The sequence below is a fragment of the Nonlabens ulvanivorans genome, assembly GCF_000732625.1.
Lineage (GTDB): Bacteria > Bacteroidota > Bacteroidia > Flavobacteriales > Flavobacteriaceae > Nonlabens > Nonlabens ulvanivorans.
This window is the reverse complement of the sequence record NZ_JPJI01000004.1, coordinates 41,680-57,575: the sequence shown is the minus strand read 5'-3', so window position 1 is coordinate 57,575 and position 15,896 is coordinate 41,680. Positions and strand designations below refer to the sequence as shown.

General features: G+C 35.2%; 15 protein-coding genes. 4 read left to right on the top strand and 11 right to left on the bottom strand.

The window, feature by feature from the left end; all coding sequences use genetic code 11:
* Window positions 1-75 precede the first annotated feature (75 nt).
* Window positions 76-399 carry a YbaB/EbfC family nucleoid-associated protein gene (locus tag IL45_RS00590; RefSeq protein ID WP_036579054.1) on the top strand — a complete coding sequence of 108 codons (324 nt, stop codon included), beginning with the start codon at window positions 76-78 and terminating at the stop codon, window positions 397-399.
* 128 nt (window positions 400-527) lie between these two features.
* On the opposite strand, the gene IL45_RS00585 is transcribed toward IL45_RS00590, so the two are convergent.
* Window positions 528-1,634 (bottom strand): OmpA family protein, encoded by a 1,107-nt coding sequence (locus tag IL45_RS00585; RefSeq protein WP_036579053.1) that lies wholly within the window; start codon window positions 1,632-1,634, stop codon window positions 528-530.
* Window positions 1,635-1,796: 162 nt separating this feature from the next.
* Window positions 1,797-2,807, bottom strand: a complete 1,011-nt coding sequence (locus IL45_RS00580; RefSeq protein WP_036579052.1) for a threonine aldolase family protein — start codon at window positions 2,805-2,807, stop codon at window positions 1,797-1,799.
* A gap of 150 nt (window positions 2,808-2,957) precedes the next feature.
* On the opposite strand from IL45_RS00580, the gene prfB reads away from it, so the two are divergent.
* The 3 genes from prfB (at window position 2,958) to IL45_RS00565 (ending at window position 7,239) form a co-directional block, all read left to right on the top strand.
* Window positions 2,958-4,064, top strand: coding sequence for a peptide chain release factor 2 (gene prfB, locus IL45_RS00575; RefSeq protein WP_036579050.1), 1,107 nt, complete (start codon window positions 2,958-2,960; stop codon window positions 4,062-4,064).
* Window positions 4,065-4,204: 140 nt separating this feature from the next.
* On the top strand, window positions 4,205-6,649 hold the full coding sequence (locus IL45_RS00570; protein ID WP_193741962.1) for an outer membrane beta-barrel family protein: 2,445 nt from the start codon (window positions 4,205-4,207) through the stop codon (window positions 6,647-6,649).
* Between the two features lie 92 nt (window positions 6,650-6,741).
* Entirely contained in the window at window positions 6,742-7,239 is a 498-nt protein-coding gene (locus IL45_RS00565; RefSeq protein WP_036579044.1) for a hypothetical protein, read from the top strand.
* 35 nt (window positions 7,240-7,274) lie between these two features.
* Here the strand turns inward: IL45_RS00565 and IL45_RS00560 are convergent, their stop codons facing one another.
* The 9 genes from IL45_RS00560 to IL45_RS00520 form a co-directional block, all read right to left on the bottom strand.
* On the bottom strand, window positions 7,275-7,670 hold the full coding sequence (locus IL45_RS00560) for a protease complex subunit PrcB family protein (protein ID WP_170062962.1): 396 nt from the start codon (window positions 7,668-7,670) through the stop codon (window positions 7,275-7,277).
* 34 nt (window positions 7,671-7,704) lie between these two features.
* On the bottom strand, window positions 7,705-8,844 hold the full coding sequence (gene bshA, locus IL45_RS00555) for an N-acetyl-alpha-D-glucosaminyl L-malate synthase BshA (protein ID WP_036579041.1): 1,140 nt from the start codon (window positions 8,842-8,844) through the stop codon (window positions 7,705-7,707).
* A 30-nt stretch (window positions 8,845-8,874) separates the two neighbouring features.
* Window positions 8,875-11,811, bottom strand: a complete 2,937-nt coding sequence (locus IL45_RS00550) for a glycoside hydrolase family 3 N-terminal domain-containing protein (RefSeq protein ID WP_036579040.1) — start codon at window positions 11,809-11,811, stop codon at window positions 8,875-8,877.
* 126 nt (window positions 11,812-11,937) lie between these two features.
* On the bottom strand, window positions 11,938-12,420 hold the full coding sequence (locus IL45_RS00545) for a hypothetical protein (protein ID WP_036579039.1): 483 nt from the start codon (window positions 12,418-12,420) through the stop codon (window positions 11,938-11,940).
* Window positions 12,421-12,422: 2 nt separating this feature from the next.
* A complete protein-coding gene (locus IL45_RS00540; protein ID WP_146128692.1) occupies window positions 12,423-13,049 on the bottom strand; it encodes a hypothetical protein in 627 nt (208 codons plus the stop codon).
* A 6-nt stretch (window positions 13,050-13,055) separates the two neighbouring features.
* The gene (locus IL45_RS00535; RefSeq protein WP_036579034.1) at window positions 13,056-13,265 is read right to left on the bottom strand and encodes a hypothetical protein; all 210 of its coding nucleotides are present in this window, start codon (window positions 13,263-13,265) and stop codon (window positions 13,056-13,058) included.
* 1 nt (window position 13,266) lies between these two features.
* Complete coding sequence (locus IL45_RS00530) at window positions 13,267-14,058, bottom strand: (Fe-S)-binding protein (protein WP_036579033.1); 792 nt, start codon at window positions 14,056-14,058, stop codon at window positions 13,267-13,269.
* Window positions 14,059-14,115: 57 nt separating this feature from the next.
* Window positions 14,116-14,544, bottom strand: coding sequence for an LNS2 domain-containing protein (locus IL45_RS00525; RefSeq protein WP_036579032.1), 429 nt, complete (start codon window positions 14,542-14,544; stop codon window positions 14,116-14,118).
* 1 nt (window position 14,545) lies between these two features.
* Window positions 14,546-15,889, bottom strand: a complete 1,344-nt coding sequence (locus IL45_RS00520) for a (Fe-S)-binding protein (RefSeq protein ID WP_036579031.1) — start codon at window positions 15,887-15,889, stop codon at window positions 14,546-14,548.
* Window positions 15,890-15,896 lie beyond the last annotated feature (7 nt).

Sequence of the window (15,896 nt, the reverse complement as noted above, 5' to 3'; positions counted from 1 at the left end):
TAAAACAGACCTCTTATTTAGGTGAGGTTTAACGGATGTTATAATTTTGTTGCAAACAATTAAAACTTATAAATTATGTTTGGAGATATGATGGGTATGATGGGGAAACTTAAAGAAACCCAGCAAAAAGTTGAAGAGACAAAGAAAAGAATGGATACCGTTCTTGTCGATGAAAAATCATCTGATGATTTACTAAATGTAACCGTTACAGCAAGTCGTATCATTAAAAGTATTCATATTGATGATGCGTTATTAGAAGATAAAGAACAGTTAGAAGATTATCTGATTTTAATACTTAATAAAGCTTTAGATAAAGCAGAAGGCATTTATGAAAATGAAGTAGCAGCGGTTGCAAAGGACGGAATGCCTAATATCCCTGGTATGGACATGTTTAAATAATATTAATCACAATATAAACGATGTAACATCGCCGCGGAATTATAAAACATTGTAAAAGCAAAAATCCCGTCTAGTTTACTAGACGGGATTTTTTTATACTTGATAGTCTATCGACTACTAATCAATGATTAGTTGTTGATTAAACGGAATGTAGTACGACGGTTTGCTTTGTGCTCACGCTCAGTACAAGAAACTCCATCAGCACAACGGTTTTTAAGACGGTTTTCACCATAACCATTTGCAACGATACGAGAGTTGTTGATACCTTTAGAGATTAAGTAGTTAGCAACAGACTGTGCACGTCTTTCAGATAAAGCTTGGTTAGAAGTCTTAGAACCTCTAGAATCTGTATGTGAAGCAACTTCTACTTTAGAACCTGGAGTGTTGTTAAGAACAGAAAGTAACTTTGCATCGATCTCAGCTTTATCAGCTGAAGTTAATGTAGAACTTCCAGTTGCCCAGTTGATTTGAAGGTTGTTCTCTTCAACAAGAGCACAATCAACCTCAGACCATACAGTAAGACCACCTTTAGAAACTAACTTCTCACGAGTAATAGTTTGTTGAGTTGAAGGAACTACAGACTCTGTAGTAGCAGCATCAGACTTAAGGATAGTACGAGTGATGTTAGCATATTCTGCAGGGATATCAATTTCTTCAACACGTGCTGGTTGATCAACTACACGTACAGTATAAGTACCTGATTGCTCAGCTACAGGTACTCTGTTAAAGCTAGCGTCATTTGCAAGAGTAGTTACAGAAACTGTAGTATACTCAGCTGGGTAACCTTTATAACACCAGTAACGACAGTCATCTGGGTTAGAAGAAGTACACTCTGCTGGTGGTACAGAACTCATTTCCCATTGTGCATAAGCCGGCTTAATTTCAATAGTTTCAGTTGACTTACCAAAAGAAGCTGGAGAAATAGTAATAGTAGATCCTGCTTGTTTCTTTACATAAGTACGAGTTTCAGTCTTATAAGTTGCAGGTATAACACGTAATTGCTTAGAAGCTTCTTTTACAAGAACTCTTTCAGTTACAGTTTCATAAGTTGCAGGTACAACACTTAACTTCTTATAAGAAGGTGTAGATTGTATTGATACAGTTTCATTTTCATACACATCTGGTGTAGTACAACGAACGTAACATTTTCCTGGCTCTGGATTAGAAGGTAAGTCTTGTGCAAAACCTACAGTCGCAGTAGCTACAGCTACTAAAGAAAGTATTAGTCTTTTCATTTTTGAGGTGTTAATTTGTTTTAATAATTAATTTGAGTTGCAAAGGTCAGTCAATAAGAAGTTTTACTAGAATATTTTCTCTACTAAATGACAACAGTTTGTTAAAATGACCACTATCATCGACCAACTACATAAAAACAGGACTCTACAACTATAAATATATTAAAATTTTCTTAAAACAGCCAACATTTGTTCATGCATTTCTGCAGTGTAATCATAATGGGTAACTAATCTTAATTTTCCATGCCCCATATCACTATAAATAATTTGATGCTTATCAAGGTATTTTGTGAAGGCATCTTCATTATTCACATTAAAAATAACAATGTTGGTTTCTACAGGTTCCACCTTGGTAACAGCACTCATTTCAGATAAAGCAATCGCTAGCTGCTTTGCCCTATTATGATCTTCTTTTAATAGTGGGAAATGATGATCTAATGCATGTAATCCTGCCGCTGCCATAAACCCTACTTGTCTCATTCCACCACCTAGAACCTTACGTACTCTTATGGCATTTTTCATTATTTCATTTTCCCCTATTAAAACAGTTCCCATAGGTGCTCCCATTCCTTTAGATAAGCATACAGATATCGTGTCAAAGATCTCACCATACGACTTAGGATCTTGATTGGTGGCAACCAGTGCATTCCATAAACGTGCACCATCTAGATGTAGTCCCAGTTGATGTTTATCTGTTACTGCTTTTATCTCTCTAAAAGTATCTAGGGAATAACAAGCGCCTCCACCTTTATTTGTAGTGTTTTCTAAACATACTAATGTCGTTAAAGGACTATGATAAAAATCTGGCGGATTAATATGATCCTCTACCTGCTGGGCGGTAATCATACCGCGATGACCATCAACCAATTTACAAGAAACACCGCTATTAAATGAAACACCACCACCTTCATAATTATAAACATGAGCATACTTATCACATATCAATTGCTCACCAGGTTGCGTATGTAGCTTTATAGCTGCCTGATTTGCCATACTACCTGTAGGAAAGTATAAAGCTGTTTCCATACCAAACATTTCTGCAATACGTTGCTCTAGCAGGTTCACTGTTGGATCTTCCTTATAAACGTCATCGCCCACATTAGCATTTATTATAGCCTGCATCATGGCAGCAGTAGGTTTTGTTACTGTATCACTCCTTAAATCTATTTTCATGTCTGTATTAATTACGCTTCCGCGAAAGCGAGATAAAAATAACAACTGCCATACATATCATCCTAGTAAGTTCTCATATATTATAGACCTATTGCTATAGCTGAGAAGACAGATAATAATCCTATTTTTGTAATTAAACATAGTCCATATATGATCACAACAGATCAGCTCAAAACGTTACAAGAACGTGTTATCGCTTTAAAAGATTATCTACAAATAGATGCTAAGGAAATCGAGATTACTAATCTTGAAGAGAAGACTTTTTCTCCTGACTTCTGGAATGACGCAAAGGCCGCAGAACTGATCATGAAAGAATTGCGTAATAAGAAACAATGGACTACAGATTATGACACTGCCACAACTCTAGCCGAAGATGCAGAAGTTCTTTATGAATTCTTTAAAGAAGGTGACGCTACTGAAGAAGAAGTCATGGTTAAATATAATGCCGCGATTGACATCACAGAAAAGTTAGAGTTTAAAAATATGCTTTCTAATGAAGGTGATGACATGAGTGCTGTTTTACAAATAACTGCTGGCGCTGGTGGAACAGAATCCTGCGACTGGGCAGAGATGTTGATGAGAATGTACATGATGTGGGCGCAAAAAAATAATTATAAAGTAAAAGAGCTCAATTTTCAAGCTGGTGATGTTGCAGGTATTAAAACGGTAACCTTAGAAATTGAGGGCGATTATAGTTTTGGGTGGTTAAAAGGAGAAAACGGTGTACATCGATTAGTACGTATATCTCCATTTGATTCTAATGCAAAACGTCACACTTCATTTGCCTCTGTTTACGTTTATCCTCTTGCAGATGATACTATAGAAATAGATATCAATCCAGCAGATATTAAATGGGATTTTGCAAGATCAAGTGGTGCTGGTGGACAAAACGTTAACAAAGTAGAGACTAAAGCAATACTGACGCACCATCCATCTGGTATCGTTATTCATAATTCGGAAACCAGATCTCAATTAGAAAATCGTGAAAAAGCAATGCAAATGTTGAAATCTCAACTTTTTGAAATTGAGCTACAAAAACGTAATGCCGCGAGAGATGAGATAGAATCTGGAAAGATGAAGATAGAATGGGGCTCGCAAATACGTAATTATGTAATGCATCCTTATAAGTTAGTTAAAGATGTGAGAACTGGTCACGAAACCGGTAATGTTGATGCCGTTATGAACGGTGATATCGATGCGTTTCTTAAAGCCTTCTTAATGGAAAGTGGTCAAGAAAAACCGTCCGATGAGTTATAAGCCTAGTCACATGGTAGTTAAGTGTAAATAGTCAATTTAAATTTGTAAAAAAAACCAACATTAAGTTAACTTAACTTTAGTAATGACGGCTTAAACCGTCTGATAGATTTGTAGTCCTAGTAGAAACTAAATTAACTACAATGAAACTACAATACTTATTTCTCGCAATTTTAATCCTTCCTATTCTTGCGATAGCACAAAAACCAGATTCCGATGGTATGATAACCATTTCTGGTACTCTAGTTGATCAGTCTACTAAAAGCCCTCTAGAATTTGCAACCGTATCTTTACTAAGCACTGAACCAGGATCAACTCCTCAAGGTGGAATAACTGACATCGATGGAAAATACAATATTCAAGTAACTCCTGGAACTTATGATGTGAAGTGGGAATACATCACATTTAAGACCTTAATTAAAAAAGCAGAAGTTCTAACTGCCGATAAGGATTATGGTACAATAGAACTTGAAATTGATGTTGCAGAATTAGATGCAGCAATTGTTATTGCAGAGAAAACGACTGTTGATATACGATTAGATAAAAAAATATATAATATAGGTAAAGATTTAACTGTACGCGGTGGTAGCGCCAGTGACGTATTAGACAATGTACCATCAGTATCTGTAGATGTAGAAGGTAATGTAGCCCTAAGAGGAAATGACAATGTAACTATTTTAATCGACGGAAGACCTAGTGCGCTCGTTGGTTTTAATGGAGCCGAAGCTTTAAGACAAATTCCATCTGACGCAATTGAGAAGATAGAGGTAATTACTTCTCCAAGCGCACGTTATGATGCAGAAGGTACAGCAGGTATATTGAATATTATTCTTAGAAAAAATAAGCTTTTAGGCTTTAATGGTTCTATGCAATTAGACACCGGTTATAATCCACAGTTAGGATTATCATTTAATGGTAACTTACGTAGTGAGAAATGGAACTTATTTACAAATACAGGTTTTAGATACAGAGAAACACCAGGTAATAGTACCACAAGCACAGAATATTTATCACCTACAGCTCAAAACAGTTTTGTGAATGAAGAGCGCGTATTTGATCGATTAGGTCGAAACTTTTTTACCAGTTTAGGTGCAGAGTATTTTATTAATGATCAATCTAGTATTGTAGCAAACATTGTTTATCGTTTAGGTAATGACGATGATTTAAACACTAACATTATTGACCGTTTAGACGCAAATGGTAACCTAAATGAAGCTACCTCTCGTACTGAAGCAGAATCAGAAGATGATACGCGAATACAGTATTCATTAGATTACAAAAATGATCTTGATGATAACGGCCAGAAGATTACAGCTAGTATTCAATACTCAACGTCAGTGGAAGATCAAAATGCAAATATCTTAGAGACTGAAACAACCACAAATACGATTAATGATGTGGAGAGAACACTAAGTGAGGAAGATGAGCAAAATGCCACGGCACAATTTGACTATGTATTACCTATAGGAGAAGATACTCAATTTGAGGCTGGTTATAGAGGAAATTACCGCGATATTAGTAACTCCTTTTACTTAGAAGAACAATTAACTTTCCCTACTGGTCCTCTTGTGCCAGATGCTGGTCTTAATAATACCTTTGATTATGAAGAATTAGTAAATGCTGTTTATGGTCAATACGGTAAAGAATATGGTAAATTCTCATTCCTTGCTGGTTTAAGGTTTGAGCAAACCAACGTAACCATAAGACAAGAAACAGTTGATACTGAAGAGAAGAAAGATTATAGCAGCCTCTTCCCTACTCTTAACTTAGGTTATGAAATCCAAGATGGTGAAAATATTACTTTAGGATACAATAGACGTGTAAGAAGACCACGTGGTCGTTTCTTAAACCCTTTCCCTAGTAGATCTAGTGAATCTAATGTGTTTCAAGGTAATGTAGATTTAGATCCTACTTTTACAAACTCTTTAGATTTAGGATATTTAAGAAGATGGAAAAAAGTAACCTTAAGCACTTCTATATATTACAACCGTAGTGATGATAACTGGGAATTCATACAAGAAGATACAGGTGAGATAACAGATAATGGAGACCCTATCATCAGACGTACACCAGTAAACCTATCTACGCAAGAACGTATAGGGTATGAACTAACACTTACCTATAGACCTTTTAAATGGTGGACTATAAATACTGACTTCAATTTATTCCATGCAACTACAGATGGTGATTTTAACGGGACTAATTTTGATAATGAGAATACTTCTTACTTTGCTAGATTAAATCAAAAATTTAGTATTCCTTCTGGTATCGATTTACAAACTAGATTAAATTATCGAGGCGCATCAGAGAACGCACAAAGTACTAATGACGGAATTTTCACTATGAATCTTGCAGCTAGTAAAGATATCATGGGTGATGACGCGACTATATCCTTAAACGTTAGCGATTTATTTAATAGTCGTAAGAGACAAAGCACTACAATAACCGACGATTTTATAACAGATAGCGAGTTTCAATGGAGAGAAAGACAAGTGAACTTAAGTTTTGTATATAGATTTAATCAAAAGAAGAAAAACAGTCGTAGTAATGGTGGTGGTGATGGTGATGATTTTGAATTCGAAGGGTAATCTTAAAATTTTAAGGTATTCTCATAATAATTAACAAAATATAAAACATTCAACAAAGCAACCATTGTAAATTTGAATCAAAATAAATAATTATGAAAAAAACACTTTTGATTCTAGGAATTGCATTTAGCACAGCATTTATGACAAATGCTCAAACAGTATCTGAAAACGCAATAGGTATAAGAGCTGGTGATGGTGATGGTTTTGGTACTGAAATATCTTACCAAAGAGCCTTAAGTGATAACAATAGACTTGAAATCGACCTAGGTTATGAAGATGGAGACAACTTTGACGGATTTAAAGCAACAGGTTTATACCAGTGGATTTGGAATATTGAAGGTGGCTTTAACTGGTATGCAGGTGCTGGTGGTGGTTTAGGAACAGTAAGTCTAGATGACGATTTTCCGGGAAGAGGTAATTTTGACGATGATTCTGAAACATTTCTTTTTGGAGCAGCGCAAGTTGGGATAGAATACAATTTTGATATTCCTTTATTGATATCGCTCGATGTAAGGCCAGAATTTTATTTTGGAGATTTTAGAGATGGTAATGATCTAGACATCGCATTAGGTTTGAGATATCAGTTCTAAGAAATATCTAAATAACAATAACCGATAACGGCTTCTTAAAAAGAAGCCGTTATTTTTTTATCATCACGTTCCACCTTTATAATCTTGAATGGTGTTGTTATACTCATAGTGGCCATGTCACCATCTGCTTTAATGAGCTCAAAGTTAAAATGTAATAAACTCTTCTCATTGCGCACCTCAGTAACTTCGACAGAGAATCCACCTGTTGATTTCTGACCTCCATAAGCAAAGATTAAGGCCTCTTTTTTAAAATTAACGCTAGGTATTTTTAAACCTGGTTTGCGAGTACTATTGATTTGCGCCATCATCTCTTGCATGGCTTCTTCAGATTCTACTATAATAGCCTCTTGATTTTCATGATTACTATTGTTGCCTTCTAGCATGACATCGTAGTAAGAAGTAAGCCCAAATGTTTTTTCTGGTGTATCCATTTTTTTGCCTCCACAGCCTGTAGTTAAAGTTAAACTACTTATTGCTAGAAACAACAGAGAGAACGTTTTTATATAATTTTTCATATTGTGGTATTATTAACTGAATGTCAAATTCTTTTGCTTTCGCGAAAGCGTTGTTTTTAAACTTTAATAGTCTCTCATCTTCTTCTAAAATATGAATAGCCTTTTGTGCCATTTCATCAATATCGCCTACATTGCTCGTAAAACCTGTGACTCCATCTTCGTTAACCTCTGGTAAACCACCAGTGTTTGATGATATAACAGGAGTTTTATTTGCCATTGCTTCTAGAGCCGCTAGCCCAAAACTTTCTTTCTCAGATGGCAGTAAAAATAAATCTGTAAAACATAAAATACGATCTATCTCAGTACTATTTCCTACCCATTTAATTTGCAATTGCAACTTCTTAGATTTGGCATATTCCTCTGCTTCAAAACGTTCTGGTCCATCTCCTACCATAATTAAAATAGCAGGAATTTTTTCTTGAATCTTCTCAAAGATCTTTACCACATCCATGATACGTTTTACAGGTCTCATATTACTTACATGAGTGATAATACGCTCTTCTGGAAAAGCCATCACTGTTCGGTCGCAATCTGTAAACTCTGTTTTATAATTAGACATATCAATGAAGTTAGGTACTACATCAATATGCTTTGTTATGTCAAATAAATCTAAAGTATCTCTTTTAAGACTGTCAGAAACTGACGTGACCACATCACTGTTGTTGATACTAAAGGTTACACTAGGTTTATAGACAGGATGGTTACCTACCAATGTAATATCTGTTCCATGCAAGGTAGTCACCATAGGTAATTTTATACCTAAATCCTTCAACATTTGTTGCGCCATATAACCGGCATATGCATGTGGAATGGCATAATGCACGTGCAATAACTCTATATCATATTCTTGCACGACATTAACGAGTTTACTAGATAAAGCAAGATCGTATGGTTGATAATGGAATAATGGATATTCTTCTACATTAACTTCATGAAAGAAAATATTTTTTGCAAGTAGTTCTAGTCTTACTGGTTGTTTATAAGTCACAAAATGAATCTCATGTCCTCGTTGAGCAAGAGCAGTCCCTAACATGGTTGCCACTACTCCACTACCACCATAGGTAGGATAACATACTATTGCAATTTTCATTTAAATTTATTTTATAATTGGTTACTAAAACTAATCAATTATTGCATCATAAATGATTTGCTGGATATTAGTTCTTATATTTTCAGATAGAAGAAATCTATTCTCTGCACTAGGGAAAATACGATTTGACAAAAACACATATACTATTTCCGAGTCTGGATCTGCCCAAGTATAGGCTCCTGTAAAACCACTATGACCAAAGCTAGTCATACTAACACAACCACAGGTAGGACCAACTTCATCTAATTGTGGTTTATCAAACCCTACACCACGTCTCACTTCTTGATCACAATAATAGCAGGTATTAAATTTAGATATTGTTTCTGGTTTAAAATAAGTAACATCTCCATAGCTACCATTTTGCAAATACATTTGCATCATTTTTGCAACATCATTTGCATTAGAGAATAATCCAGCGTGACCACCTATCCCACCTTGCATTGCTGCGCCTTGGTCATGTACAAAACCATGTATTAACTGACCTCGATATGCCATATCATTTTCAGTAGGCACTATTTCATCTTTAGAAAAACGTTGTAATGGTAAATAACCCATATAATTCATTCCCATTCTTTTATAAAAATGATTAGTAGTTAATTCATGTAAAGTTTTTTTAGACCTATCCTCCATATATTTTTTAAGCAAGTAGTATGGCAGGTCACTATATTTATACTCCTGACGGCTTCTCAGTTCACTATTTGCAATTCTATTGAATATAGTATCCTGTATAATTCTATTTGTAAATAAATTCTGTGCTACCTCTACATTATAAACTGATGACTTTGAACTACTATAATATTGTGACATCGGTCTAGATGTTATACTATCTAAAGTATATCTATAAAAAGGAATCCATGCCTGTAATCTTGCATAATGTGACAGCATAGATTTAATTGTAATGTCCTTTTTATTTGTAGTAGATAGCGCAGGAATTAAAGTACCAATTGAATCTTCTAAATCTATAACACCATTTTCTTCAAGCTCCATGACTAGTGGTAAGGTCCCCATAATTTTAGTTAACGAGGCTATATCATAAACATCTTCATCCTTAACAGCAAGCTCTTTGGAATAAGTATGAAATCCAAAATTTTTCTGATAAACAACTTTACCACGACGGGCAACTAATATCTGCATACCTGGAGCACCTAAACTATTAACGGTATGGTTTGCAATACTATCAATCTTAGAAAGTTTATAAGTATCTAAGCCTACACTGCTAGGCGTATTGCCATAAGCTAGACGACGCAGGTAAGGTGTATCTACACCATCACCTACTTGAAACTGGCTACCTGCGGTCACAGGCAATCTTCCTACCGCTGGTCTAGCTCCAAAGATAATTTGAGCACTAACCTTCTGACTCCATTCACTGTTTTGATAACTCATTAAGATACCCTCAAAATTTTCAATGGTATTGAGCTGTGCAAGCATATAAGGTCTAACAAATGCATCAAAAATAACTTCATGCGTTCTTGCTATTTCATACAACCATGTCAATTGTGTGGATTTCAATTGATAACCTTTCCAAGGGCTTTCATTGCTGCGATGCAAACCAACAATAACTGTATTGTAGGATTCTAGTTTTCTAAGTAACTCATTTAGTTGAGTTGCTTTTACTTGTGTAACTTTTGAGTATTTATTTAATTCCTTAAGAAAAATAGCTCCACTATCATCGCCTAATTCAACATATGCAATTTTTTTAAGTTCTAGATTTTTTAGTGGTAAAATGGAATCTTTATTACGCAAGACAGTTACCGCTTCAGAAATAGCTCTTTCATACACTACGTCATCACTCTCTGTATTTAAATCATTAATAAGATTAAAAGTACTTATAGGACGATATTTGTGTAAACCAGATACATATTTAGCCTTTAAAATCTTTTTAACTGAATGCTCTATGCGCTTATCAGTAATTTCTCCACTATTCCATGATGCAATAATTTTATCAATTGCCTTAGGGACATTTTCAGAAATAAGCAGCACATCATTACCTGCCTTAAAAGCTTGTAAATCTATCTGTCCAGGCTCACTAAAATTAGACGCTCCTTTCATATTTAAAGCATCTGTAAAAATAAGACCTTTAAAACCCATTCTATTTTTTAATAAATCTGTAACTACTTTCTCACTTATACTGGTTGGGTAACCTGGTCTAGGTTCTAAACTAGGTATATTTAAATGCGCAACCATAACGCTGGCCATTCCTTCTTTAAAAAGTTTACGATATGGATACAGCTCTACACTATCGATACGCTCTGCACTGAAATCCACAGTAGGCAATGTTTTATGGCTATCTTGATCTGTATCTCCATGTCCAGGAAAATGCTTAGCACAGGCCAAAGTTCCTGTACTCTGCATACCTTTCATAAATGCTTGTGATTTATCTGTCACGTTATACATATCCTCACCAAAGCTACGATTACCTATAATCGGGTTATCTGGATTTGTATTTATATCAACATCCGGTGCAAAATTGATATGTACTCCTAATCTCTTGCAATGTTGCCCTATACGTCTACCTACATCATAACTAGATCGTGTGCTAGGTGTTGCTCCTAGTGTCATATTCCACGGAAAAGCATATGTACTGTCTAATCGCATACTCAAGCCCCATTCTGCATCCATTGCAATAAGCATTGGTGTTTTAGACTTGGCTTGTAGCTCATTTGTTAAATGAGCTTGTTGAAGAGGTCCACCTTTAGAAAAAATAATTCCTCCTATTTTTTGTTCTTTAACTAATTTTCTAACCGCAGCAACATGGGCTTTTCCTTTATTTGAAAAAAGATCAACCATAAACAATTGACCAACTTTTTCACGTTGATTCAAACTGTTATAAACACTATCAACCCATTTTATTTGGGCAATAGAATCATTGGTAATTAAAGGGTCATGAGAAGAGAATTGAGCTTGTGAGGTATACGCTTTCGCGAAAGCGAATATCAAAATCAAACTTTGTAAAAGTGTCCTATTCATAATGTACAATAGCATTTAAGGAAAAGGTTTCAAGAACCGTTCCTAAAGCAACAAGATAAAGACTTAACGCTTCATCTTAAGTTAATAAAGAGAAAATAATAGCGGACTTTTAAACTAGCTTATCAACTAGAAAAAGCGTGAATGCCAGCTCTCACTTGCAGGAACTTCCCAATGCTCACGGTACTCACCTACATTAGTCACAAGGTTGTTAAAAACGATTGTGTTAGGAGAAACAGACTTTGCTTTGGCCATTTTTTTAAAGTCGCTTAATTCTTTATGCGCCACATATTGACCATTTTTAAAAGTGACATTCATTTTATCCATAAGATCAATCCTAAAAGATTTTTCTATCGATTGTATAAAACGTACACTAGCATCTATAGAACAACCAGTTGCCCCAGCTGTAGTTTGATCTAATCCTATTACAATAAACCTATTATATGGATACTCTACACCAGCTTTTAAATCCTTACCATGAGCTGTCCATTGCTGTAAAAAGTTATCCATTTGAGGCTTTAATTCATTAAGCTCATCTGTTGTAAATGGTCTATTTGCTTGATAGATCCACACTCTAGCTTCTTCTGGTAAATCTTTAAAATTTGCGTGCATAGTTATTCTTCTATTTTAGTGAGTACTAACATGTTTCTATATTCCTGTATCCTAAGATCATACATGTTTTTTTCTACATAAGTAAAGGTGTACTTCTTCTTTTTTTTCATTGCTATTTCTAACAAGTGATCATTTTCTACATATTCTAACCAGAGGAACTTACGTACTCTTCCGGTCTCATCTTTTATATTAATGGTATAAAATTGTTCATTAGAAAAATCTACAACCTTACCTGTCAAGGTAAAAGTCATTGGAACACTTTCTGAGGTATAACCCATTTCTTCAAAATCTTCATCACCTGCCATGGACAGGAATAATGATATAGATGACGGGCAATTAACTACCATATGCATCCCTAATTGTTCTCCATATGCCTCGAGCACCTCATCACCAGCAGTAAAGTCCAATCCATTTTCTTTATAATACTCTGGATCAGTAGCATATGCTTTAAACATACTCTCTGTGAAGACCTTCAAGGCTTCAACACTGGTTAAGTTATCTATATCACCTTGTTCTTTTAGATGTGAACATATACTGTTAGATAATTTATCTAGCACTTCTTCTTCTAACTTTTGTGCATTAGAAACTAAAGTAACCAAAAATAGTACGAGTGTAATTTTAAATTTCATCAGGTTTTACTTTTTCTTTTTTTTCACCATCCACCGAGTAGCAATGGCCATAAATGTTCCAAAAATTAATGTACTAAAAACGAACTTTACTTCATGAAAAGGTAAATCACTGGCATAATCAAATGCCGCCATGATTCCTGCATAGACTAAACCAGAAAATAAGCCTAGAACTATTCGATTTTTCCATGGAATTTTATCGGGCTCGTTATTGTTCATTTTAAAGATCTTCGGCACTTGCAATCATCTCTGCAATGTCTAAAACCTCCACATTACCTTCTTTCTCTGCCGCTTTGATTCCATCGCTCATCATTGTGTTACAGAAAGGGCAGGCAGCTGCTATAATATCTGCACCTGTATCTAGTGCTTCATCTGTGCGCTCAATATTAATATCTTTATTACCTGGTTCTGGTTCTTTAAACATTTGGGCTCCACCAGCTCCACAACACAAACCGTTGCGCTTACTGCGCTTCATTTCTACTAGTGCTGCGTCTAATTTTTCTATAAGTTCTCTTGGTGCTTCATAAATCTCGTTTGCACGTCCTAAATAACACGGATCGTGATAAGTGATTTTTTTGCCTTTAAATTTCCCGCCAGATATAGTTAATTTACCGTTTGCTATAAGATCTTTTAAGAATGAGGTATGGTGGATAACTTCATAATTACCACCTAATTCAGGATATTCATTTTTAAGTGTATTAAAGCAATGAGGACATGCCGTCACTATTTTTTTAATTTCATAACCATTAAGAACCTCAATGTTCATCATGGCCTGCATTTGAAATAGGAATTCATTTCCAGCTCTTTTTGCTGGATCACCTGTACAGCTTTCTTCTGCTCCTAAAACGGCAAATTCAACACCAGCTTTATTCAATAACTTTACAAACGCTTTTGTAATCTTCTTTGAACGGTCATCAAAACTTCCACTACATCCTACCCAAAATAAAACTTCTGGAGTTTTTCCTTGAGCTATAAACTCTGCTGCTGTAGGTACTTTTATCAATTCACTCATAATTGTTATGTTGAGATATCTTTACTATGCTTTCGCAAAAGCAAAATCATCATCTTTCTATTTTTTAAACACTTCTATTGTTACTTCTTGCTCTACTAGATGCGTAAATTTACCTTTATATCTAGTCGCACGTACCATATGATTATCGATCCAATGATAGTTACCACCTCTAGGTTTACCCATCAATAAACTATGGTATTTAAAACCATGCTTTTTTAACCATACTTCTGTTACCTCTCTATGTTCTTCTGTTCTAGAGGTGAAAAAACAAATCACGTGACCTGCATCAAACCACTCATTAAGCGTTTTTAATGCGTCTGGAAAAGGAGCGCAAGTTGCCATGCGTTCAGGTTCTTCATTAGGCACATCATCAGTAATAGTTCCATCAATATCGATTAAATAATTCTTAACGCCTTCTGGTAATACAGGACTCGCTAAAGAACCATCATCATTTTTTGCTTCTAGGTATTCGTTTTTTTCTTTCATACTATAATTCGTCTGCCCAGTTTAATCGATCCATTTGGTTATATGGCCATGGTGCACCGTTATTTTCAATATTTGTTAAAGCATTATTTAAATCTGTAGGTGCAGCACTATTTTCTAGTACTAGATATCTTCTCATATCCATGATGATACTTAATGGATCAATACCAATAGGACAAGCTTCAACACAAGCATTACATGTTGTACATGCCCATAACTCTTCTGTTGTGATATGATCATTTAATAGCTTTTTCCCATCATCTTTCCATTCACCTTCTTTATTAATAACAGATCCTACTTCCTCTAGTCGATCACGTGTCTTCATCATTATGGCACGTGGACTTAATTTTTTACCAGTAATATTTGCCGGACATTCTGAGGTACAACGACCACATTCTGTACAAGTGTATGCGTTTAATAGCTGGACTTGATCAAGGTCAAAAATATCGCTAGCTCCTAATGAGGCTGGATCTTCATCCATCGCGGCAGGATCTGGCGCAGCAAATGGATCAGCATCTGGATCCATCATCAGTTTCACCTCAGCAGTCACAGCTTCCATATTTGTAAACTTTCCTTTAGGAGTTAATTTTGCAAAATAAACATTAGGGAAAGCAAGCATGATGTGTAAATGCTTAGACCAATATAAATAGTTTAAAAAAATAAGAATCCCAACGATGTGAATCCACCATGCCGCTCTTTCTATAACGATAAGAGTAGTATCAGCCATGTTTTCAAAAAACACTGCTACAAATTGAGAAACTGGAAACGATCCAAATATCTCGCCTGCATGAGCATAACCTTCCACGCCTCTAGTTTGAAGGATAAAATCTGTTGCGTTCATTATTAAAAATAAACTCATTAATACAACTTCAAAATATAGAATGTAGTTGGCATCATTTTTAGGCCATCCTTTTAACTCACCCATAGTGAATCGTTTGATGTTCATTGCATTTCTTCTTATCCAAAAAACGACAACAGTTACTAATACTAATAAAGCTAGTATTTCAAACGTACCGATCAGAAAATCATAAACACCACCTAGGTAAGGTGCAAATATGCGGTGTGTACCAAAAAGTCCATCAATAATAATTTCTAGGACTTCTATATTGATAATCACAAAACCTACATATACAACAACATGTAAGAAACCAGCAATAGGCCTGCGTACCATTTTGGATTGCCCTAAAGCGATACGTGCCATTTGGGCCCATCGTTCTTTTTTGTTATCTGAGCGATCAACTTCTCTACCTAGCTTGATATTGCGTATCATCTTGCGAATGTTACTTGTAAAGTAACCTACACCAGCGATTAATAAAAGGGCAAAAATGATTTGTGGAATGTATTCCATGTATAAA

Excerpts from the sequence above, each read along its gene's own strand:
- IL45_RS00590 (WP_036579054.1), top strand. The coding sequence starts at position 76 with ATGTTTGGAGATATGATGGGTATGATGGGGAAACTTAAAGAAACCCAG.
- IL45_RS00585 (WP_036579053.1), bottom strand. The coding sequence starts at position 1,634 with ATGAAAAGACTAATACTTTCTTTAGTAGCTGTAGCTACTGCGACTGTA.
- IL45_RS00580 (WP_036579052.1), bottom strand. The coding sequence starts at position 2,807 with ATGAAAATAGATTTAAGGAGTGATACAGTAACAAAACCTACTGCTGCC.
- prfB (WP_036579050.1), top strand. The coding sequence starts at position 2,958 with ATGATCACAACAGATCAGCTCAAAACGTTACAAGAACGTGTTATCGCT.
- IL45_RS00570 (WP_193741962.1), top strand. The coding sequence starts at position 4,205 with ATGAAACTACAATACTTATTTCTCGCAATTTTAATCCTTCCTATTCTT.
- IL45_RS00565 (WP_036579044.1), top strand. The coding sequence starts at position 6,742 with ATGAAAAAAACACTTTTGATTCTAGGAATTGCATTTAGCACAGCATTT.
- IL45_RS00560 (WP_170062962.1), bottom strand. The coding sequence starts at position 7,670 with ATGGATACACCAGAAAAAACATTTGGGCTTACTTCTTACTACGATGTC.
- bshA (WP_036579041.1), bottom strand. The coding sequence starts at position 8,844 with ATGAAAATTGCAATAGTATGTTATCCTACCTATGGTGGTAGTGGAGTA.
- IL45_RS00550 (WP_036579040.1), bottom strand. The coding sequence starts at position 11,811 with ATGAATAGGACACTTTTACAAAGTTTGATTTTGATATTCGCTTTCGCG.
- IL45_RS00545 (WP_036579039.1), bottom strand. The coding sequence starts at position 12,420 with ATGCACGCAAATTTTAAAGATTTACCAGAAGAAGCTAGAGTGTGGATC.
- IL45_RS00540 (WP_146128692.1), bottom strand. The coding sequence starts at position 13,049 with ATGAAATTTAAAATTACACTCGTACTATTTTTGGTTACTTTAGTTTCT.
- IL45_RS00535 (WP_036579034.1), bottom strand. The coding sequence starts at position 13,265 with ATGAACAATAACGAGCCCGATAAAATTCCATGGAAAAATCGAATAGTT.
- IL45_RS00530 (WP_036579033.1), bottom strand. The coding sequence starts at position 14,058 with ATGAGTGAATTGATAAAAGTACCTACAGCAGCAGAGTTTATAGCTCAA.
- IL45_RS00525 (WP_036579032.1), bottom strand. The coding sequence starts at position 14,544 with ATGAAAGAAAAAAACGAATACCTAGAAGCAAAAAATGATGATGGTTCT.
- IL45_RS00520 (WP_036579031.1), bottom strand. The coding sequence starts at position 15,889 with ATGGAATACATTCCACAAATCATTTTTGCCCTTTTATTAATCGCTGGT.